23 protein-coding genes are annotated in these 19,079 nt (G+C 69.6%); 13 read left to right on the forward strand and 10 right to left on the reverse strand.

The window, feature by feature from the left end; translation table 11 throughout:
- Nucleotides 1–71 precede the first annotated feature (71 nt).
- Nucleotides 72–233, forward strand: a complete 162-nt coding sequence (locus tag EYW40_RS19605; RefSeq protein WP_161973187.1) for a hypothetical protein — start codon at nt 72–74, stop codon at nt 231–233.
- A gap of 25 nt (nt 234–258) precedes the next feature.
- On the opposite strand, the gene EYW40_RS20390 is transcribed toward EYW40_RS19605, so the two are convergent.
- The 7 genes from EYW40_RS20390 to EYW40_RS09190 form a co-directional block, all read right to left on the reverse strand.
- Nucleotides 259–582, reverse strand: coding sequence for a type IV pilin N-terminal domain-containing protein (locus tag EYW40_RS20390; RefSeq protein ID WP_375137151.1), 324 nt, complete (start codon nt 580–582; stop codon nt 259–261).
- A gap of 65 nt (nt 583–647) precedes the next feature.
- The gene (locus tag EYW40_RS09165; protein ID WP_135821307.1) at nt 648–1,040 is read right to left on the reverse strand and encodes a type IV pilin domain-containing protein; all 393 of its coding nucleotides are present in this window, start codon (nt 1,038–1,040) and stop codon (nt 648–650) included.
- The gene (locus tag EYW40_RS09170; RefSeq protein WP_135821308.1) at nt 1,037–1,429 is read right to left on the reverse strand and encodes a type IV pilin domain-containing protein; all 393 of its coding nucleotides are present in this window, start codon (nt 1,427–1,429) and stop codon (nt 1,037–1,039) included. Before EYW40_RS09170 ends, EYW40_RS09165 begins: the two co-directional genes overlap by 4 nt.
- Nucleotides 1,430–2,060: 631 nt before the next feature.
- Nucleotides 2,061–2,378: a DUF8000 family membrane protein gene (locus tag EYW40_RS09175; protein ID WP_135821309.1), complete on the reverse strand. Its 318-nt coding sequence runs from the start codon at nt 2,376–2,378 to the stop codon at nt 2,061–2,063.
- 70 nt (nt 2,379–2,448) lie between these two features.
- Nucleotides 2,449–3,708: an antibiotic ABC transporter permease gene (locus EYW40_RS09180; RefSeq protein WP_237560586.1), complete on the reverse strand. Its 1,260-nt coding sequence runs from the start codon at nt 3,706–3,708 to the stop codon at nt 2,449–2,451.
- Nucleotides 3,705–4,916, reverse strand: coding sequence for an ATP-binding protein (locus tag EYW40_RS09185; protein ID WP_135821310.1), 1,212 nt, complete (start codon nt 4,914–4,916; stop codon nt 3,705–3,707). Before EYW40_RS09185 ends, EYW40_RS09180 begins: the two co-directional genes overlap by 4 nt.
- 26 nt (nt 4,917–4,942) lie before the next feature.
- Nucleotides 4,943–6,058 (reverse strand): GNAT family N-acetyltransferase, encoded by a 1,116-nt coding sequence (locus EYW40_RS09190; protein ID WP_135821311.1) that lies wholly within the window; start codon nt 6,056–6,058, stop codon nt 4,943–4,945.
- A 206-nt stretch (nt 6,059–6,264) separates the two neighbouring features.
- On the opposite strand from EYW40_RS09190, the gene EYW40_RS09195 reads away from it, so the two are divergent.
- The 8 genes from EYW40_RS09195 (at nt 6,265) to truA (ending at nt 11,184) form a co-directional block, all read left to right on the forward strand.
- Entirely contained in the window at nt 6,265–6,732 is a 468-nt protein-coding gene (locus EYW40_RS09195; RefSeq protein ID WP_135821312.1) for a pyridoxamine 5'-phosphate oxidase family protein, read from the forward strand.
- Nucleotides 6,733–6,918: 186 nt separating this feature from the next.
- Nucleotides 6,919–7,122 carry a DUF7996 family protein gene (locus EYW40_RS09200; protein ID WP_135821313.1) on the forward strand — a complete coding sequence of 68 codons (204 nt, stop codon included), beginning with the start codon at nt 6,919–6,921 and terminating at the stop codon, nt 7,120–7,122.
- Nucleotides 7,123–7,162: 40 nt separating this feature from the next.
- Nucleotides 7,163–7,420 carry a DUF8006 family protein gene (locus EYW40_RS09205; protein WP_135821314.1) on the forward strand — a complete coding sequence of 86 codons (258 nt, stop codon included), beginning with the start codon at nt 7,163–7,165 and terminating at the stop codon, nt 7,418–7,420.
- A gap of 77 nt (nt 7,421–7,497) precedes the next feature.
- Nucleotides 7,498–7,848, forward strand: a complete 351-nt coding sequence (locus tag EYW40_RS09210; protein ID WP_135821315.1) for a DNA-binding protein — start codon at nt 7,498–7,500, stop codon at nt 7,846–7,848.
- Nucleotide 7,849: 1 nt separating this feature from the next.
- Nucleotides 7,850–8,443 (forward strand): DUF7411 family protein, encoded by a 594-nt coding sequence (locus EYW40_RS09215; protein WP_135821316.1) that lies wholly within the window; start codon nt 7,850–7,852, stop codon nt 8,441–8,443.
- 60 nt (nt 8,444–8,503) lie between these two features.
- Nucleotides 8,504–9,808, forward strand: a complete 1,305-nt coding sequence (gene hisS, locus EYW40_RS09220) for a histidine--tRNA ligase (RefSeq protein WP_135821317.1) — start codon at nt 8,504–8,506, stop codon at nt 9,806–9,808.
- 150 nt (nt 9,809–9,958) lie between these two features.
- A complete protein-coding gene (locus EYW40_RS09225) occupies nt 9,959–10,384 on the forward strand; it encodes an SHOCT domain-containing protein (protein ID WP_135821318.1) in 426 nt (141 codons plus the stop codon).
- Complete coding sequence (gene truA, locus EYW40_RS09230) at nt 10,384–11,184, forward strand: tRNA pseudouridine(38-40) synthase TruA (protein ID WP_135821319.1); 801 nt, start codon at nt 10,384–10,386, stop codon at nt 11,182–11,184. The genes EYW40_RS09225 and truA overlap by 1 nt, the downstream gene beginning before the upstream one ends.
- On the opposite strand, the gene EYW40_RS09235 is transcribed toward truA, so the two are convergent.
- A complete protein-coding gene (locus EYW40_RS09235) occupies nt 11,173–12,546 on the reverse strand; it encodes an outer membrane protein assembly factor BamB family protein (RefSeq protein WP_135821320.1) in 1,374 nt (457 codons plus the stop codon). The two genes, truA and EYW40_RS09235, sit on opposite strands and share 12 nt — an antisense overlap.
- 107 nt (nt 12,547–12,653) lie before the next feature.
- Between EYW40_RS09235 and pepF the strand changes: the two genes are divergently transcribed.
- The 3 genes from pepF (at nt 12,654) to EYW40_RS09250 (ending at nt 16,207) form a co-directional block, all read left to right on the forward strand.
- Entirely contained in the window at nt 12,654–14,444 is a 1,791-nt protein-coding gene (gene pepF / locus EYW40_RS09240; RefSeq protein WP_135821321.1) for an oligoendopeptidase F, read from the forward strand.
- 121 nt (nt 14,445–14,565) lie between these two features.
- Nucleotides 14,566–15,804, forward strand: a complete 1,239-nt coding sequence (pan2, locus tag EYW40_RS09245; RefSeq protein ID WP_135821322.1) for a proteasome-activating nucleotidase Pan2 — start codon at nt 14,566–14,568, stop codon at nt 15,802–15,804.
- A gap of 151 nt (nt 15,805–15,955) precedes the next feature.
- The gene (locus EYW40_RS09250) at nt 15,956–16,207 is read left to right on the forward strand and encodes an amphi-Trp domain-containing protein (protein WP_135821323.1); all 252 of its coding nucleotides are present in this window, start codon (nt 15,956–15,958) and stop codon (nt 16,205–16,207) included.
- 18 nt (nt 16,208–16,225) lie between these two features.
- Here EYW40_RS09250 and EYW40_RS09255 read toward each other — a convergent pair whose 3' ends face one another.
- Nucleotides 16,226–16,654, reverse strand: a complete 429-nt coding sequence (locus EYW40_RS09255) for a universal stress protein (RefSeq protein WP_135821324.1) — start codon at nt 16,652–16,654, stop codon at nt 16,226–16,228.
- A 104-nt stretch (nt 16,655–16,758) separates the two neighbouring features.
- Entirely contained in the window at nt 16,759–18,621 is a 1,863-nt protein-coding gene (locus tag EYW40_RS09260) for an ATP-binding protein (protein WP_135821325.1), read from the reverse strand.
- A gap of 99 nt (nt 18,622–18,720) precedes the next feature.
- On the opposite strand from EYW40_RS09260, the gene EYW40_RS09265 reads away from it, so the two are divergent.
- Nucleotides 18,721–19,065 carry a DUF7113 family protein gene (locus EYW40_RS09265; RefSeq protein WP_135821326.1) on the forward strand — a complete coding sequence of 115 codons (345 nt, stop codon included), beginning with the start codon at nt 18,721–18,723 and terminating at the stop codon, nt 19,063–19,065.
- The last annotated feature ends 14 nt before the right edge of the window (nt 19,066–19,079 follow it).

The following is a 19,079-nucleotide window of genomic DNA, read 5'->3' on the forward strand; positions in this document are numbered from 1 at the left end:
TATACTTTACACTTGCGAAGCTTTTCGATAAGGTCACGGCCAATGACCGTCGTCGCCAGAATGTCGACGGTGTGTTCGGCGTTCACTGTGCACTCGACTCGCTGGCCGGCATCGACCGTCGCGACGGCAAAGGGATGGCGCTGGTCAAGGCCGAATTCGCGACGACGCACCGCCAGCAGGTGTCGCTGTCGCTGGTGCTAGTGGACGTGCTGAAGTGGCAGGAGACGCGATAAAATATAGTCGGTAATCAAGTCGGCTTTAGTAGCCTTCGTACTTGATTGTCTGAATTACGTTGCTATTGCCGCTGTTCTGCTCGGCAACAACACTGATTGAACCATCGCCGCTGACGGTAAACTCGTGTGTCGACCCAACACTAGAGAGTTCTGGGTTAGTTCCGCCAGTGTCACCAGTGAACGTGACTTTGTCAGCGTTGCCCATGTCGGTGACTGTCACAGTGATCGTCCCAGAGCCGGAGTTCTTGTCCACAGACACCCCAGCGTTGACGTTACCATCTTGGCCCTGACCCAAGTCAAGGACGAACGCGCCGATGACGGCCGCTAGGATCACAGTGATTGCGACCATCAAAATCACGCCTATCACTGGCGAGACTGCACGTTCATCGTCTCCACTGGTTCGATTGCTACCGATCATGTTCCAGTATCGATTGTCTGGACCTGGTTGCTATTGGATGGGCTATCCGCCGTCCCCTGATAGGCAACCACCTGAACGGTCCCATTCCCACTCATATCGACACTGGCTCCGACACTATCAAGCTTCACGGGATCACCGGTCGCGCCAGTAATCTTGGATCCACCTGAGACGAAGTAGACTCCATCTGCGTTCCCACTATCAGTCAGGGTTACTGTCCCACCGTCATTTTGGACAGCAGCGTTGACGTTGCCTTCTTGGCCCTGGCCCAGATCGAGGACGAACGCGCCGATGACGGCCGCCAGGATCACAGTAATTGCGACCATCAAAATCACGCCTATTACTGGCGAGACTGCGCCGTCGTCCTTGAACAGGGACTTATCGCCGATCATGGACTCGTAGATCCTGTCTTGAGCGTTTGCACGACGTTTGAGTTATCTGGGCTGCTTGAGTCGCCTTGGTAAGCAACGACCTGTACCTGGTTGTTCCCTCTCAGATCGTTACTAGTTGCACCGACGGACTCAAGCGGACCACCGGTACTGGATGCACCTTCGAACTTCACACCATCGGCGTTGCCCATATCGGTCAATGTAGCGACTCCAGTGCTATTGTCGTAGGACACTGCCGCGTTCACGTTGCCTTCCTGTCCCTGGCCGAGATCGAGGACGAAGGCACCGATAACGGCCGCCAGGATAACGGTTATAGCCACCATCAATATGACACCTATAACCGGGCTCACGGCACGATCGTCCTCTGTGCTGAATAACGTCTTTACGTTCATAGTTGGTATTTTGCATCGCCAATACAGAACGACTAAGTGTTGGCATCCCAATTGATACCATGACGCGCGAGGGGAGCGTTCAAGCCTGCCCCGCGCCGTCGCCGTTCTGTGATTGGTCGATGTCAGCTAGACCGACACATCGGTTACACTTATACTTGTCTACCGAACATATCGTTTGCTACGATACAACCCCCGCTATCCCATTCTCAAGCGGCCATTGAACGACCGACTGAGGCGTTCTACACCGGTACTATAAATTCCTATATCTACCGGGAATGGATACGGTGGAATAATGACGACGCTGGTATCGCCGGAGGAGTTCTGCAGAACCTACGAACCCGGGACCAAAGACGATACCGACGGTTGGGACCTTGTGCAGCAGTATTATCGCGCCACAAAGGCCAGCGCCGAGTTACGCGGTGGGAACGGAGGCCGAGCGGGATCATCGCGTGTCGCGAACCGACTCGGGCTCCCCCGTAGCAGACTGCGGGCCTGGATCGACGACGGTGGCAAACCCGACTCCCAACGTGGCTTACTGCAGCGATTCGCATACCAGTTCCTCTGAACGAATCGGGAAACTCGGGACCACTCGATTCCGTCGACAGATCCGATCGGGAACCGTCGGAGCGAGTCAGTCCTCCTCGTCCCCGTCGGGGAGCCGGCGGACCGCCCGCTCCCACCGCTCCTTGGCCACCTGGCCGGGGTCCGCGAACGGGTCGTAGGTGATGTCCTCGGCCGTGCCGAGATGCGCCGCCTCGTCGCCGGACCGTCGCCACAGGCCGTACGCCGTCACAGCGACGAGCGCCGCCAGCAGGACGGGCAGCGCGAGGCTGGCGGGGCCGTCGAGGGTGGCCGCCGCGAACAGCAGGGCCGACAGCAGCGCCGCCAACTGGAGCGCATAGAGGAGGCGGCGGAGCGCGTCGCCCGACAGGTCGACGGATCGGTCCATCGTTCGTCCCGAGGTTCGGATCCCCGAGGAATAGGTTTTCCGCCGGCGTGACCGTCGGGTCCGGTCGGTGTCAGCGCGTGAGACCTCGGGGGGCAGCCGTCGGGAGGCCCGGCAGGTCGATCCCGGCCGTCACCCGGAGGTGTTCGGCCATCGCGTAGGCCATCCACGCCTGACACCAGCGCATGAGCGTGTACCGCTTCGAGACGACCCGGCCCTTCCGGAAGCGGAAGCGGCCGTCGCCGGCGTACAGTTCCGCGCGCGTCCAGTCGAATATCCGGCGGGCGAGTTCCTGGTCGCCGGCGTAGGTGAAGGTGAGGATCCCTTGCGCGCAGGCGTGGATATCACGGGGGTACGCCGACGACTCGTCCCACCGGGGCGCGCCGGAGTCCTCGAACATCGTCCGGGAGAACGCGAGGGCGTCGTCGACCGTGTCGGCGTACCGGTCGCCGGCGACGTCCGCGTACCGGAGGAACGACTCGACGACGAACCCGTTGTGGAAGTTGTCCATCGAGAGGTGCGAGGCGTCGGCCGGGTCGCGGTAGTGCCAGCCGCCGCGGTCGGTCTGCAGGGCGGCGACGTGGTCGAGGATGGCCGTCGCGCGGTCCAGCAGTTCCGCGTCGCCCGTGTGTTCGTACAGGTCGACCAGCAGGCGCGCTCCGATCGCCCCGGCGTTGATGGTGTAGTACTCGTCGGAGTCGTTCGTGTGGTAGTCGATCACCGCGCCGCCGTCGACCTCGCGATAGTGCAGGTCGTCGACGACGAAGTCGGCGGCGGTGCGCGCCGGGGCCGCGTACTCCGGGTCGAGCGTCGACGCGGCCAGCAGCGCGCGGACCGGCGGGGCCGTCGCGACGACCGAGGGGTCCGCGGGGTGGCTGAGCGTGTCCAGCGTCTGGATCCGGTGTTTGTGGCCGCCGCAGAAGCCGCGGTAGCCGGTCGAGCGGTTGTCGAGCAGCCAGTCGACCAGGTGGCGCGCCTCGCCGGCGTAGTCGACCGACGGGTCGGTCCCGGGGACGTCCCGGGCGGCGAGTCGGCCGGTTGCGAGGTTGGCCGCCGCGAACAGCCCCGCGCCCATGAAGTTGCGGCGGCGCTCGACGAGGAACAGCGGGCGGACGTTGACGGGGGCGCGCTTTATCGTCTCCTGGAAGGCGAGGTTGACCCACTTGTTCTCGACGGGGAGCGCGCGCAGCAGGCGGCTGCTCAGTCCGTCGCAGTAGTCCCAGCCGACGTAGTTGCGGGCCCGGGAGTACGAAAGCGTCTCGCGAAGGGTCCGGCTCATCCGCTCGACGGCGGGCGAGTCGTCGGTTCGGACGGCGTCGACCGTCTCGCTCATCGTCCCCTCCGCGGGTCCAGGCGGGCGATCAGGGGCGCGACCCGCCCGTCGGTTTCCGGTACTGGCTCCGGCACCTCGCCGTCCGGCCGACCGTCGTTGCCCGCCCCGCAGTCGCCCGCCTCGTCGTCCGCGGGCGGCGTGAACCACGCCCGGTAGTCGTGGAGGTTGAAGTCGGGGCGGGCCGGCGGCCACAGCATCGACAGCGCCGCCCGCGGGAGCGACTCGTCGGGGTCGCCGGCCGCGAAGTTCAGCTCGCGGAGGGGAAACACCATCTCGCGGCGCTGGTCGGGCGTCGGCGGCGTCCAGGGCAGGTCGAGCGTCTCCGCGACCATCGTCGAGACGAAGCGGTAGCCGGCCTGGCTGGCGAGGGCGTACGACGCCCACAGCTTCGGGTTGACCTCCATCAGCACGTACGAGCCGTCGGCGCGGCGCTTGAACTCCACCAGCGCGAGCCCGTGCCAGTCGAGCGCCCGGAGGATCCGGACCGCCGCCGCCTCCAGTTCGGGGTCGCGGTACACCCGGACACGCGTCCCGCTGCCGCCCTGTCTCGGTATCGACCGCCGTTCCTCGTGTTCGAACAGGGTGCGCACCTCGCCGTCGAGAAACAGCGCGCCGCAGGCGTACGTGTTCGACCCGCCGACGTACTCCTGGACGAGCACGTCGTCGTCGCCCGCCTCCGCGAGGCGGTCGTACGTCGCCCGGAACTCCTGGGGGCCGTCGACGACGGCGGTGACGTTCTCCCCGGACTCGTGTCTCGCCTTGAGAAAGAGGGGGAAGGGGAGGTCCTCGGCGGCGTCGGCCGCGCGGTCGGCGTCGGCGAGGGCCGAGAAGTCCGCCGGGGTGTCGATGCCGAGGTCGGCCGCCAGCGACAGCGTCCGCCGCTTGTCGACGGCGGCCCGCACCGCGTCCGACGGCGGCAGGCAGCACTCGACCCCGTCGGGGAGCCGGCCGCGTATCCCGTCCATCGCCTCGACCGAGCGGTAGCCGACGGGTACCACCACGTCCGGGCGGTGGCGGTCGACGACCCGCAGGAGTTCGGCCGCGTAGCCGTCGCCGGTCGTGTCGACTGGTTCGCCGACGTCGCAGTACGTCGAGCGCAACAGCCTGCTCTCCGGCGACGTGCCGACGCCGACGACGGTGGCGTCCAGGTCGACCGACAGCTCCGTCGCGACCTGGATCGCGTTGTCGAAGTCGCCGTCCAGCACCATAGCGCGGGGCGGTCTGTCGGGCATGGTCAGAACCGGTCCTGTTCCGCGAAGGTGAGCGCCCAGTTCCCCGGGTCCGCGAGCGCCGCCCGCTGCTGCGACGGGCTGCCCCCGTCGCCGCCGAGCGGGCGGGCCGCGAGCCGCAGCCCCGTACAGAACCGGGCGACGACCGGCGCGTCGTCCGGCACGAACCCGTACCGCGCGAGCAGCCCCGGCGGGAGCGTCGACTCGGCAACGGCGAGCACGGCCGCGTCCGCGTCGTCCTCGCACCACGCCGCGAGCAGGCGGCCGAACGCCCCGCGCCGGCCGCCCGACAGCGGGAGCGCGTCGAATAACCTGACCCGGTCGCCGTCCCTCGTCCGGGTGACGAACGCGGCCGCCGGGCCGTCCCCGTCCCGCGCCACGTACGTCGTGTGGTCGAACGCGGGGTTCGCGTACCACCAGTCGAGGAACGTCTCGTCCCGCTCGGCGTGGAAGCCGTCCGCCCCGGCGGCGTACAGGTCGGCGAGGACGCCCGCGGGGACGCCGTCGTGCTCGTCGACCTCCAGGTCGGCGGCGGGCCCTGTCCGTTCACAGAGGGACAGACAGCCGCGGAGGACCGGCCCCGCAGCCGCCGCGAGCCGCGCCGGGACCCGTTCGGCCCCGTCGGCGACCGCCGCGGGGTCCTGCAGCCGGTAGTGGGTCGCGACCCGGTCGACGCCGACCCAGCCCAGGTCCTGCTGCGCGCGGAACGCCCCCGGGTTCGGGTAGTTGAAGAAAAACGACGGCCGCCCCGTCTCGTAGCGCGCTATCGCGGCCTCCGTCATCCGGGTGTACAGGCCGTTCCGGCGGTGGTCGGAGTCCACGACGGCGTCCGCCGGCTGGAGCGCGAGCGTCGCGTCCCCGCCCCGCCGGAGCCGGAACGGGACGTACGCCTGCACGCCGACCACCTCGTCCGCGCCCCACGGCCCGGACTCGCGGACGGCGACGGTCACCGGCACGTGCGAGAGGTACGGGTCCCGGAGGTACTTCCAGTCGAACCAGTCCCCGCTCGGCCGCCGGCCCCACTCCCGCTCGTACAGCGACAGTATCCCGTCCCGGTCCCCCGCCTCGTACCAGCGGACGGCGTACTCGTCGCCGGACTCGCGCGAAACCGTCTGGCTCATTGCTATCGCCGTAGCGGGGGCACGGGTTTTGTTATGCCGCCGTTAGCCGACCGGCCGCCGGGCGACGCCGGGAGTAGTCTCGGGTTGCGAGCGGCGGGTCCGCCCCAGTCCGACGGACACCGCGGCCGCCCGGCCGCCGGCGGCCGGGGGCGACCGCCCCGTCGCCGCACCCGGGGTTAGATGTACGTTGCCCCGGTAGGGATCGTATGACGACGTTCACCGGCCGGTGGTCGCGCGAGGAAGCCGAGTCCTTTCTCCGGGAGACGACCGTTCCCGTCCGGCTGGCGTGCGAGCGCCCGGACGGCTCGCTGTGGATGCTGTCGCTGTGGTTTCGCTACCGCGGGGGCGCGCTGTGGTGTGCGACCGCGAGCGACGCGGACGTGGTCGACTACCTCCGCCGCGACGACCGCGTCGCCTTCGAGGTGTCGACGAACGACCCGCCGTACCGCGGCGTCCGCGGCGAGGGGGCGGCGACCGTCGCCGGCGACGACGACAAGGAACTCCTGCGGGAACTGCTGGAGCGGTATCTCGGCGGCACGGAGTCGTCGCTCGCCCGGCGGCTGCTCGACGACGGGCGCGACGAGGCGACCGTCCGGGTCGACCCGAACCGGGTCTACAGCTGGGACTTCTCCGACCGGATGGCGGACGCCGCTCCGCCCGACGAGCCGGGGTAGCGACGCCGACCCGTCAGATCCCGACGATGCGGATTTATGGTCGTCGGGCCCGTACCGATCCCCGGACGCACAGTGTCACACGCTCCATCGTGCGTCCACCCCCTCTGTGATCGAGGGATTCACGCTTCTCCAGCCCCGACGGTGTAGCATGATCGACGCGACGGCTGACGGTGGGGGTGACCGGTAGTGGTCTCCGAGAAGGTGGCGTTCGGCATCGTCCTCGCGAGCGGCGTGATGATCCCGGGACTGGCGAAGTACTTCCTCTCGTCGGCCGGCTATCCGAACCTCGGCTCGATCGTCTGGTTCCTCGGCTTCGGCACGATGGTCGCCGTCGTCTGGTACGTGTGGCTCAGACCGCTCGACATCACCGGGCCGATCGGGTCGGAATAACAAGTTTAAAGGCCGATTCGGCGGCAACCTTTCGATACGGATGACCGAGATACCGCTGCAGGCGCTCGACGATTTCCTGCTCAACTACCACGTCGGGCACGCCCTGTTGCTCCTGTTCGCGCTGTCGATCCTCGGCTCGCTGCCGCTGAAGTCAGGGAAGGTGCTGTCGCTGAACGCGACGGCGTTCGGTGTCCTGTTCATGGTCACCCCCGCCAGCCAGGCACCCATCACCTACCGCTATCTCGGTATCGTGTTGCTCATCGTCGGCCCGGTCCTGTACGCGACCACGCGCCGATAGCGGTTCTTTCGGCCTCCCGCCCCCCGAACTCTCGGTCCGTAATGATTTTGCCGCCAGCTATCTAACCCCGTGGTACGATGAGCAACAGCCCCGACGAGGACGAGCTCGACGAGCTCCGACAGAAGAAGATGGAACAGCTCAAGGAGCGACAGGCGGAGGGCGGCGACGCCGAGGCCCAGCAGCGCCGGCAGGAGCAGGCCGACGCCCAGAAGAAGGCGGTGCTCCGCCAGCACCTCACCGACGGCGCCCGCAAGCGCCTGAACTCCGTGAAGATGAGCAAGCCCGACTTCGGCGAACAGGTCGAGCGCCAGGTCGTCGCGCTCGCCCAGAGCGGCCGCATCCAGGGGAAGATAGACGAGGAGAAGATGAAAGATCTCCTCCGCGAACTCAAGCCCGACTCCCAGAGCTACAACATCAAGCGTCGGTGAGATGGAGCTCGCGCTGCTCTACAGCGGCGGGAAGGACTCCACGCTCGCCGCGCTCCTCCTGGACGAGTTCTACGACGTGACCCTCGTGACGGGCACCTTCGGCGTCACCGACGAGTGGGAACACGCCCGCGACACCGCCGAGACGGTCGGCTTCCCGTTCGAGCGGGTCGACCTCGACCGCGGGGTGGCCCGCGACGCCGTCGAGCGGATGCGCGAGGACGGCTACCCCCGCAACGGCATCCAGCGCGTCCACGACCACGCGCTCGAACGCGTCGCCGAGCGGGAGGTCGACGCCGTCGCCGACGGCTCGCGCCGCGACGACCGCGTTCCCACCGTCTCCCGGGCCGAGGCCCAGAGCCTGGAGGACCGCCACGGCGTCGACTACATCGCGCCGCTGTCGGGCTTCGGCCGCGGCGCAGTCGACCGCCTCGTCGACGCCACGCTCGAACTCGACGTCGGGCCGAGCGACGAGATCCACCGGGCCGACTACGAGGGCGAACTCCGGGCGCTGCTTGCCGACCGCCACGGCCCCGAGGCGGTCGCCGAGGTGTTCCCCGACCACGAGCAGACCCGGGTGACGGGCGTCCGGGAGTAGGCCGGCCGCGACCGTCCGGGGATAGCAGGTTTCAAGCGCGCCCCGGCGCAACGACGGGACATGTACGAGCGACTCAAGGGGTTCAGGGACTTCTACCCCGGCGAGATGGGCGCGCGGCGGGCGACCATCGACACGCTGGAGGACGCCGCCCGCCGGTACGGGTTCCGCGAGGTTGGAACGCCGGCGCTGGAATCGACCCGGATGTACGTCGACAAGAGCGGCGAGGGGATCGTCGACGAACTGTACTCCTTCGAGGACCAGGGCGGCCGCGAGGTGGCGATGACGCCCGAACTGACGCCGACCGTCGCCCGGATGGTCGTCGCCAAGCAACAGGAGCTGTCGAAGCCGATCAAGTGGTTCTCGACCCGGCCGTTCTGGCGCTACGAGGAGCCCCAGCAGGGGCGGTTCCGCGAGTTCTACCAGACCAACGTCGACATCTTCGGCTCCGAGGACCCCACCGCCGACGCGGAGATACTGGCGTGGGCGGCCGACGCGCTGACCGGGCTGGGCCTCACCGGCGACCACTTCGAGTTCCGCGTCTCCCACCGCGACATCCTCGGCGGCCTGCTCGAAGCGTTCGACGCCGACGTGGACACGACCGCCGCGATCCGGGCCGTCGACAAGAGCGACAAGATAGAGACCGCCGAGTACCACGGCCTGCTGACGGACGCGGGCCTGTCCTACGACCAGGCCGAGCGGTTCGACGACCTGCTCCGGGTCGGCGGCGACGACCTGGACGAACTCGTCGCATTCGCCGAAACCGACCGCGTCGAGGCCGCGGTGACGAACCTCCAGGACGTGCTCGACGCCGCCGAGGACTTCGGCGCGCGCGAACACTGCACCGTCTCGCTGGAGACCGCCCGCGGGCTGGACTACTACACCGGCGTCGTCTTCGAGTGCTTCGACTCGACCGGCGAGGTGTCGCGCTCCATCTTCGGCGGCGGCCGCTACGACGACCTCATCGAGAGCTTCGGCGGCCAGCCCACGCCGGCCGTCGGCGTCGCGCCCGGCCACGCCACGCTGTCGCTTCTGTGCCAGCGCGCCGGCGTCTGGCCCGACGAGGAGCTGTCGACCGACTACTACGTGCTCCAGGTGGGCGACACCCGGCCCGTCGCCGCCCGCGTCGCCGCCGACCTGCGCGAGCGCGGCCACGTCGTCGAGACGGACGTGGCCGGCCGGAGCTTCGGTGCGCAACTGGACTACGCGGACTCCATCAACGCCGAGACGGTCGTCATCGTCGGCGAGCAGGACCTCGAAAACGACGAGTTGACCATCAAGGACATGGAGAGCGGCGACCAGACGCAGGTGCCCGTCGACGAGTTCCCCGGCGACGCCGACGCGCCGACGTACGACGACGTCGCGTAGGGCGACGCTAGTACGGCGTCACGCGAAGGCCGTCGACCCGGCGGAACTCGGCGACGTTTCCGGTCACGACGCCCGTATCGCGTTCGAGCGCCGTCGCTGCCCCGCCGCCCACCGCGTACTTATTTGGCGACCGCGGCGGAAGGCGGGAGCATGAGCGATCGGAGCGTCGCCCAAGCCGTGATCAACCCCGCGACGATGTCGATGCTGGTCCTGGGGGCGGGTCTGGTCGCCGCCGCGGTCGACTATCCGCACACGGGTACCGTGTTCGCGGTCGGGTTCGCCGTCCTCGTGCCGCTGTCGGCGATACTCGGCGGCCACCTGTTCGACGAGGACGACGGGGAACGGGCCGGGGCGGGCGCGGCACGGTCCGGCGAGTCGGCCGACGTCGACGAGTCCGCGGCCCTCGAAACGCTCCGCGAGCGCTACGCCCGCGGCGAGATAGACGAACTGGAGTACGAGCGCCGGCTGGAGGCGCTGCTCGAAACCGAGAGCGTCGGCGAGGCCCGCGAGTACGTCCGCGGTCGGGGGGCCGAAGGGATGGCCGACCGCGCCGACGCCGAGCGGGACCGCCGCTGATGGACGCCTACCGGGTCGCCTACGACGGCCGCCCGTTCCACGGGTTCCAGCGCCAACCGGACGTGCCGACCGTCGAGGACGCCATCCTCGACGCGCTCCGCGACCTGGGCGTGTTCGCGGGCGACGCGCCGCCCGGCTACGCCGCCGCGGGGCGCACGGACGCCGGCGTCTCGGCGGTCGCCCAGACGGTCGCGTTCGAGGCTCCCGACTGGCTCTCGCCCGCGGCGTTCAACGGCGAACTCCCCGCCGACGTCCGGGCGTGGGCGCGCGCCGACGCGCCCGACGGGTTCCACGCCACCCACGACGCCACGGCTCGCGAGTACGTCTACCACCTCCACGCACCCGAAGCGGACCCCGAGCGGGCGCGGGCGGCGCTCGACGGCCTCGCCGGCGAGCACGACTTCCACAACCTGACGCCCGACGGGACGGGCACGGTCCGGGACCTGTCGGCGTCGCTGTCGGTCGACGGCGAGTACCTCGTCCTGACGTTCCGCGCGGGCGGGTTCGCCCGGCAACTGGTCCGGCGGCTCGTCTCGCTCGTCCGCGCGGTCGCCGTCGGGGCGGCCGACGTGGGGAAAGTCGAGCGCGCGCTCGCCCCGGAGCCGCTGCCCGGCCACGAGGGGATCGCCCCCGCCCCCGCCTTTCCGCTGGTGCTGACCGGCGTCGACTACCCCGCCCTCGACTTCGCGGTCGACCCGGACGCCGCGGCCAGCGCCCGGGCGGTCTTCGCCGAGCGCCGCGCCGACTGGCGGACGCGGGCGCGGGTGGCGGGCGAGGTGGCCGACCGCTTAGGCCGCTAACGCGTACAGCGTCCCGTCGCGGTCGACGGCGTACAGCCCCCCGTCGACGAGCGCCGGGGAGGCGACGACCGGCGCGTCGGTCCCGAACGCGAACGCCCGGGTCCCGTCCGCGAGGGCGAGGGCGACGACGCCGCGGTCGGTGCCCAGGTACGCCCGCTCCGGCCCGACGGCGGGCGACGAGCGGACCGCGGCCCCGCGCTCCTGCCGTGTCCCGAACGCGCCGCCGGCGTCCGGGGCGGCCCACAGCGGGTCGCCCGCGCCGTCGAACGCGTACGTTCCGTCCTCCCCGCGGAGGACGACCGCCGTTCCGTCGGCGACGGCCGGCGAGGAGTCGACGACCGGTTGCTCCTGTGCGGAGCGCGCCGCCGGATACGCCGCCCCGCCGCGGCGGGCCGACCACGCCACCTCCCCGTTTCCGGCCGCCAGCGCCAGGACCGACCCGTCGAGGCCGGCGACGTGGACGACCCCGTCGTGGACCGCGGGGGAGGCGGTCACCCCCGCGGGCGCGTCGACCCGCCAGTCGGGGTCGCCCGTGCCGGCGTCGAGGGCGACGACCGTCCGCCCGGCGGCCGCGTACACGGTCCCGTCGGCGACCGCTGGCGTCGCGACGACCGACGCGGCGGCCTGCCCCCGCGGCGGATAGCCGGTGCCCCTCGCGGGGGTCCGCCACTCGGGGTCGCCCGTCTCGGCGTCGAACACACACACCGCGCCGTCGTCGCTCCCGACGTACACGGTCCCGTCGACGACCGTCGGCGACGACGAGACTTCGGGGGCGACCTGCTGGGCGGTCGCGCCGTAGCCGTACGAGTCGGCGCCGATAGCCGTGCGCCACTGCACGCTGCCGTCGCCGGCGTCGACGGCGTACAGTGTCCCGTCGGCGTCCGCGGCGTACGCAAGGTCTCCGGCGACGGCCGGCGTCGCGGTCACGGCCGCGTCGGTCGGGGCCGTCCACGCCGGGTCCCCCTCCGCGGTGAACGCGCGAACCCCGTCGTCCGCCCCGACGAGCACCCGCCCGCCTGCGGCCACCGGCGACGAGAGCCCGTTGCCGCCGGCGACGGTCCAGCGAGCCGTCGGCATCGCGTCCGGCCCCGCGGCGGACGCGGTCCCGGTGTTTCGCTCGTCCGCACGGAACGCGGGCCAGCCCCCGGCCGCCGCGCCGCCGTCGTCGGTCGTGGTAGGTGCGGCCGTCTCCGACCCGTCGGCGTCCGCGTCGGTCGCCGGGGTCGCCCCGTCCGTCCCGTCGTTGCCGAACCCGGAGCCGCCGCATCCCGCGAGGCCGACCGCGAGCGCCGCCCCCGCGGCCCCGACGAACCGGCGGCGCGTGCGTTCCGGGCGCTTACCGTCGCTCCCGTCCCGTGTCATACCCGACACGTTTCAATCGGGCAACTTCGCCCTTCCGGTCCCGGCACCGGCCGTGGCAAGAACCGTGAAAGACAAGCCTTACCACCGGGCTGAACCAAGGGAGGGCCATGAGTTCGGTACCCGAACGCTCGGAGATAGAGCCCGAGTACAAGTGGGACCTGGAGAGCGTCTACGCGGACGACGACGAGTGGGAAGCCGCCTACGAGGACGTCGCCGAACGCGTGGCGGAGCTATCCGCGTACGAGGGCCGCGTCACCGAGGACGGGGAGACGCTGCTGTCGGTGCTGGAACTGCGCGACTCGATCATGCGCGACGTGTCGAAGGTCGCCGCCTACGCCCGGATGCGGCGGGATGAGGACACCCGCGACCAGGAGTACCAGGCGCTGACCGCCCGCGCCCAGTCGCTCCACGCCGACGCCGCCAGCGCGGCGAGCTTCATCGAGCCGGAGATACAGGACCGCACCCGCGAGGAACTGACGGAGATGGTCGAGGCGACCGAGGGGCTGGAGACGTACGACCACTACATCGACGACGCCCTGCGGATGAAAGCGCACACCCGCTCGGCCGAGGTCGAGGAGCTGCTGGCCGAACTGGGCGAGGTGACCCACGGCACGGGCGAGGTGTACAACATGCTCACCAACGCCGACATGGAGTTCCCGACGGTCGAGGACCCCGACGGGGACGCCGTCGAGATCAGCCTGAGCAACTTCACCACCCTCCAGAAGCGCCAGGACCGCGAGTTCCGCCGCGAGGTGTACGAACAGTTCTACGACGAGTGGGCGACCGTGCGCAACGCCGTCGGCACGGCCTACAAGAACAGCGTGAAGGCAGACGTAAAGGAGGCGCAGGCGCGGGACTACGACACCGCCCGCGAGGCGGCGCTCGACGGCCCCAACATCCCCGAGGACGTGTACGACAACCTCGTCGACACGGCCCGGGACAACCTCGACACGCTCCACCGCCACGCCGACCTGAAACGCGAGGCGCTCGGCGTCGACGAGCTCCGGATGTGGGACCTGTACATGCCCATGACCGAGAGCGAGAGCCCCGAGGTCACCTACGAGGAAGCCAAGGAGCACGTCGTCGAGGCCGTCGCCGCGCTCGGCGACGACTACCAGTCCCGCGTCGCGGAGGGGCTCGAATCGCGCTGGGTCGACGTGTACGAAAACCGCGGCAAGCAGGCCGGCGCGTACTCCGGCGGCACGTATGACACCCAGCCGTTTATCCTGATGAACTACCAGGACGACATCTCCTCGATGTACACGCTGGCCCACGAGCTGGGCCACTCGCTGCACTCCCAGTACACCAGCGAGGAGCAGCCCTACGTGTACAGCGACTACGAGATATTCGTGGCCGAGGTGGCAAGCACCGTCAACGAGGCGCTGCTCACCCACCACCTGCTGGACACCGTCGAGGACCCCGAGTTCCGCCGGCACGTCCTGAACGAGTACCTCGAACGGTTCCGCTCGACGCTGTACCGCCAGACGATGTTCGCGGACTTCGAGCACCGCGTCCACCAGCTGGAGGAAAACGACGAGGCGATCACCGCAGACCGGCTCGACGAGCTGTACGGCGACCTGAAGTCGGAGTTCTACGAGCCGGCCGTCGTCGACGACCGGATCGCCCGCGAGTGGATGCGCATCCCGCACTTCTACCGGGCGTACTACGTGTTCCAGTACAGCACCGGCATCAGCGCCGCCGTCGCGCTCGCGCAGGGCATCCTCGAGGAGGGCGAGCCCGCGGCCGAGCGCTACATCGAGTTCCTCAAGCGCGGCTCCCGGGAGTACCCGCTCGAACTGCTCCGGCACGCCGGCGTCGACATGAGCTCGCCCGAGCCGGTCCAGCGCGCGCTCGACGAGTACGACGAGCATCTCGACGAGATGGCGGAGCTGATCTGAGGCGCTGAGCCGCCGTCGTGGCCGACAGCCCGCGATAGGCGGCGGCGATCCCGGGGGTCGGCCCGTATCGCCCGCGACCCAAAGGCACATTTACGCAGCGTTTCTTAACCGTGTATAACCGATGTCACGCAGCCCCTCGCTCCCGGACAGGCCGCGGCTCGAGCTCGACCCCGAGATGTCCGACGAGGAGCGTCTGGAAGCGCTCCGCGAACATTTCGCCGAGATCGTCGAGGTCCACGACGAACTCACCGAACAGCTGGACGCCGCCGACGACCGCCGGGCGGAGCTCAAAGGCGAGGTCGACCGGCTCGAACGCGAAAACGAGACGCTGAAGACCTCCTCGCTGTACGTCGCCACCGTCGAGGAGGTGTCCGACGGCGAGGTCGTCGTCAAGCAACACGGCAACAACCAGGAGGTGCTGACCGAGGTCTCCTCGCGGATGGGGGAGCGACTGGAGGCGGGCGACCGCGTGGCCGTCAACGACTCCTTCAGCGTCCAGACGATCCTCGACAACGAGACCGACGCCCGCGCCCAGGCGATGGAGATAGACGACAGCCCCACGGTCCGCTACGAGGACATCGGCGGCATCGACGAGCAGGTCCGCGAGGTCCGCGAGGCCGTCGAGGAGCCGCTCATCAATCCCGGGAAGTTCGCCGAGGCCGGCATCGAGCCGCCAAGCGGCGTCCTCCTGCACGGCCCGCCCGGGACGGGGAAGACGATGCTGGCGAAGGCCGTCGCCAACGAGACCGACGCGACGTTCATCAAGATGGCCGGCTCCGAACTCGTCCGGAAGTTCATCGGCGAGGGGTCGCGGCTCGTCCGCGACCTGTTCGAACTGGCGGCCGAGCGCCAGCCCGCGATCATCTTCGTCGACGAGATAGACGCCATCGCGGCAAAGCGCACGGAGTCGAAGACCTCCGGCGACGCCGAGGTCCAGCGCACGATGATGCAGTTGCTCTCGGAGATGGACGGCTTCGACGACCGCGGGAACATCCGCATCATCGCGGCGACGAACCGCTTCGACATGCTCGACCGCGCGATCCTCCGGCCCGGCCGCTTCGACCGCCTCATCGAGGTGCCCGAGCCCGACCACGAGGGGCGCGTCCAGATCCTGCGGATCCACACCCGCGACATGAACACGGCCGATAGCGTCGACTTCGACGCGCTGGCCGACCGCACCGAGGGGTACAGCGGCGCGGAGATCGAGTCGCTCACCACCGAGGCCGGCATGTTTGCCATCCGCGACGGCCGCACCGAGGTCCGGATGACCGACTTCGAGGAGGCCCTCGACAAGATCGAGGACGACGACGGCGCGGGCGACACCGTGACGAGCGGCGGCTACCCCGACTACGCGTACTGACGGCCCCGTTCAGTCGGGGTCCGCGACCGCGAGCGAGCACCCCCACGTGAACGATCCCCCTTCCTCCGTCCCGGCCCCCGCCGGCCGGAGCGCGACCGCCCCGGCCCGGTAACCGCCGCATTCTTTTCCCGGGGGTCGTCCTACGCCGGCCATGGCACAGCGGACGGACGCCACGCTGTCGATGAACCGCGAGGAACTCGGCAACTACCTGAAGCGACTGGGCGACGAGATCGACGGGGAGGGCGACATCACGGTCCCGGTCGACAACCGCCGGGTCCGGCTCCACCCCTCGGAGGCGATCACCTGCGACGTCGAGGTGGTCGAGCGCTCGTCGCTGCTGCGCGGGAGCAAGGAGACGGTCTCGCTCGAACTGAGCTGGAAGCCGAAACGGGAGGGGACGTAGCGGCCGCCGGCGGCCGGCTCAGCGGACGACGGTCACCGGCACCGGCGAGCGTCGGATCACGGCCTCGGCGACGCTGCCGACCAGAATGCGCGTCACGCCGGAGCGCCCGTGGCTCCCCGTGACGATGTGGTCGATCCCCTCGTTCTCGGCGTACTCGACGATGGCGTTGGCGGGGCCGCCCACCTCAATGGCGCTCTCGACGTCGACGCCGGCCGCCTCGGCGCGGTCGACGGCTGATTCGAGTATCTCGGCGGCGTTCGCGCGGGCCTCCTCGTACCACTCCTCGGGGTAGCTCGGCGTCGTCGCGCGCCCCCCGTACCCGGCCTCGCCGGGGTCGATGGCGTACAGTACGACGAGTTCGTCGTCCGCATGTTCCTCCAGCGCGTAGTCGAGCGCGTCCTCGGCCTGGGGCGAGCCATCGTACGCCACGAGAATCCGCTTTCCCATGGCCGACGATATCACCGCGCGCGGTTAAAATCCCCGACACCGACCACGTCCCGCCCCGGCACGGCGAGCAGGGGAGCCAGCGGGGACGGATGGCCCGCGCGGCGCTACTCGCGGCCGTGTTTCGTCACGCACGTCGACAGCCCGATCAGTTCGACCGGCTCGGAGTTGTCCGGCGAGTAGACGACCATCTGCCCCTTCTCCATGTACGGCACCTTCCCCTCAAGGTTCGACGGGATGTTCACCGAGGAGATGGCGTCCTCGTCGCCGAGGTTGAGCACGACCGTCGTGTTGATCTGCTTGAACACGGGGTCGGCCACGTCCTGGGGGTCCTGCGTGATGAGAAAGAGGCCGAGGCGCTCCTTGCGGCCCTGCTTCGCCGCCTCGGTGAACTTGCCGATCACCTTCCGGGCCTGCACGCTGTCGGCGTCCGTGAGGAAGTTGTGGGCCTCGTCCATCCCCACCACGAGGGGCGTCTCCTTGATGCGGTCGTACGTCGGCGCGTTCGACAGTTTCTGGTCGATGAGCAGACTCGATACCGCCAGCACGACCACCTCCGTCGCCCGGGTGTCGTTGATGTGGTACGTCGGGACGACGCTCAGGCCGCCGGGCCGGACGAGTTCGGACACGAGTTCCGTGATCGGCGGGGCGTCGCAGTCGAACACGTTCCCGAACCCGCGGACCCGCCGCGTCACCGCGTCGAACGTCGCCTCGTGGACGCGCCCGCTCTCGTGGAGTTCCTCGCGCAGCGCCGGGTCGTCGAGGTAGGAGAGGAACCCCTCGTACGTACCGCCGTCGCCGTACTGCCGGAAGAAGCGGTCGACGAGCACGTCCAGGGCGTTGAACTGGTTGTCGTTGAGCCGGCCGCCGGCGATGAGCCAGCGGTTCGACCGGACCATCGAGAACGGTATCGTGAACTCCACCTGCTCGGCGCGGTGGTGGTCCGCGCCGTAGCTCGTCCCGTCGACGACCGGCACCAGCGCCTTCGTGTCGTCGTGGCCGCCGTGGGCGACCCCCTCCCGCTCGAAGCGGCGGCGGTCGTCGTCGGTCATCGCGGGGTTGTCGTCGTGCATCTGGGCGTACTCGTCCTGCGGGTCGAACTGCACGACTGCGGCGCGGGCCTGCCGCCCGTCGTCCATGTCGTAGGTGCGGTCCTCGGCGAGGAACTGCCGGAGGGCGTTCTTCGAGGCGTGGGTCTTGCCCGACCCCGTCCCGCCCGCGACCAGTGTGTGCCGGAAGACGAGCGGGTCGCCGTCCTCGTAGTCGTCCTTCAGCCGGTAGTCTATCGTCGGCGGCTCGGCCGCGGTGCGGACCTTCTCGCCGCCGACGGAGAGGTGGCCCAGGAACACGCCGTCGTCGGGCATCTTCAGCCCCGTCTTGATCTCCGAGGCGTCGTCGGCCTCCCGGACCGGCGTCTCGGGCTTCGGGACGCGGTCGGTCATCCGACGCTTGAGTTCCGCGTCGTCCCCCGCGCCCTCCTCGTAGAGGATCGCCACCGGCTCCAGCGAGGCGAGGAACTTGAAGTCGGCCTCGTCGATGCCGTCGCTGCGCATCGCCCGCCGGGCGTGGATCTCGGTGGCGTCGTCGCTTCGGTACTCCTGGACGTACTCCAGCGCGGTGATCCGGCAGAACAGTTTCTCCCCGCGGCCGGCGCTCCCGCGCCCGCCCTCGTCGGGGTAGGGCACGAGCAGGTACTTCCCGATGCGGACGTTCGGCCGGTTCGCAGCGGTGACGTACGCCCGGAGGGTGGTGTCGTCCTCGTCCTCGCCGATGCAGAGCCCCTCGGAGACGGCGACGGTGCCGATCCCCCGGTCCTCGCCGACGACCGTCGCGTCGACGGGTTCGAACGCCGCCGCGTCCCCGTCCGCGTCGTCGGCCCGGTCGGCCCCGGCCCCGTCGGCCGCGGCGTCGTCGGCCCCCTCGCCGTCGTCCGCGGCGTCGTACTCGGTGTAGTCGCCCAGATCGGCCATGTTCCCGACATGCGAGCGTTCCGATAAAACCTTTCCCACACGCCGGGGCGGTCACCCCGACCCGTGGCCTTATTCGTCTCGCCGCCGTACCGCCGGGCTATGCTACTGGTCCGCGGCCGCGCCGGTGGAACCGAGCTGACCGGCACCCTGTACGAACGGGGGGAGCGCGCCCCCTCGTTCAAGGGCGCGCCCGACGAGGACGCGCCGTACGTCTGGGTCTGCGACGAGTTCTACGAGGTCGAGAGCGGCGGGACGACACAGGAGGTAGACGGCCGCGAACTTCGGATCGCCTTCGAGTCGCCGATGCCCCGCGGGTTCGACACCCGCGAGCAGGCCCTCGAAGCCGCGAAGGACCACGTCCGGACGCAGTTCGCCCGCCTCGGCGTCGCCGGTACGGACGTGGAGGTCGAGGTTCGGAAGGAAGAGCCGGGCGCGGAAGTGTAGCCGGGGCTGACGGT

It is taken from the genome of Halostella litorea (assembly GCF_004785955.1).
Lineage (GTDB): Archaea > Halobacteriota > Halobacteria > Halobacteriales > Natronoarchaeaceae > Halostella > Halostella litorea.

Coding starts and splice junctions, on each gene's coding strand:
- EYW40_RS20390 (WP_375137151.1), bottom strand. CDS start 582: ATGGTCGCAATCACTGTGATCCTAGCGGCCGTCATCGGCGCGTTCGTC.
- EYW40_RS09165 (WP_135821307.1), bottom strand. CDS start 1,040: ATGATCGGCGATAAGTCCCTGTTCAAGGACGACGGCGCAGTCTCGCCA.
- EYW40_RS09170 (WP_135821308.1), bottom strand. CDS start 1,429: ATGAACGTAAAGACGTTATTCAGCACAGAGGACGATCGTGCCGTGAGC.
- EYW40_RS09175 (WP_135821309.1), bottom strand. CDS start 2,378: ATGGACCGATCCGTCGACCTGTCGGGCGACGCGCTCCGCCGCCTCCTC.
- EYW40_RS09180 (WP_237560586.1), bottom strand. CDS start 3,708: ATGAGCGAGACGGTCGACGCCGTCCGAACCGACGACTCGCCCGCCGTC.
- EYW40_RS09185 (WP_135821310.1), bottom strand. CDS start 4,916: ATGGTGCTGGACGGCGACTTCGACAACGCGATCCAGGTCGCGACGGAG.
- EYW40_RS09190 (WP_135821311.1), bottom strand. CDS start 6,058: ATGAGCCAGACGGTTTCGCGCGAGTCCGGCGACGAGTACGCCGTCCGC.
- EYW40_RS09195 (WP_135821312.1), top strand. CDS start 6,265: ATGACGACGTTCACCGGCCGGTGGTCGCGCGAGGAAGCCGAGTCCTTT.
- EYW40_RS09205 (WP_135821314.1), top strand. CDS start 7,163: ATGACCGAGATACCGCTGCAGGCGCTCGACGATTTCCTGCTCAACTAC.
- EYW40_RS09210 (WP_135821315.1), top strand. CDS start 7,498: ATGAGCAACAGCCCCGACGAGGACGAGCTCGACGAGCTCCGACAGAAG.
- EYW40_RS09215 (WP_135821316.1), top strand. CDS start 7,850: ATGGAGCTCGCGCTGCTCTACAGCGGCGGGAAGGACTCCACGCTCGCC.
- hisS (WP_135821317.1), top strand. CDS start 8,504: ATGTACGAGCGACTCAAGGGGTTCAGGGACTTCTACCCCGGCGAGATG.
- EYW40_RS09225 (WP_135821318.1), top strand. CDS start 9,959: ATGAGCGATCGGAGCGTCGCCCAAGCCGTGATCAACCCCGCGACGATG.
- truA (WP_135821319.1), top strand. CDS start 10,384: ATGGACGCCTACCGGGTCGCCTACGACGGCCGCCCGTTCCACGGGTTC.
- EYW40_RS09235 (WP_135821320.1), bottom strand. CDS start 12,546: ATGACACGGGACGGGAGCGACGGTAAGCGCCCGGAACGCACGCGCCGC.
- pepF (WP_135821321.1), top strand. CDS start 12,654: ATGAGTTCGGTACCCGAACGCTCGGAGATAGAGCCCGAGTACAAGTGG.
- pan2 (WP_135821322.1), top strand. CDS start 14,566: ATGTCACGCAGCCCCTCGCTCCCGGACAGGCCGCGGCTCGAGCTCGAC.
- EYW40_RS09250 (WP_135821323.1), top strand. CDS start 15,956: ATGGCACAGCGGACGGACGCCACGCTGTCGATGAACCGCGAGGAACTC.
- EYW40_RS09255 (WP_135821324.1), bottom strand. CDS start 16,654: ATGGGAAAGCGGATTCTCGTGGCGTACGATGGCTCGCCCCAGGCCGAG.
- EYW40_RS09260 (WP_135821325.1), bottom strand. CDS start 18,621: ATGGCCGATCTGGGCGACTACACCGAGTACGACGCCGCGGACGACGGC.
- EYW40_RS09265 (WP_135821326.1), top strand. CDS start 18,721: ATGCTACTGGTCCGCGGCCGCGCCGGTGGAACCGAGCTGACCGGCACC.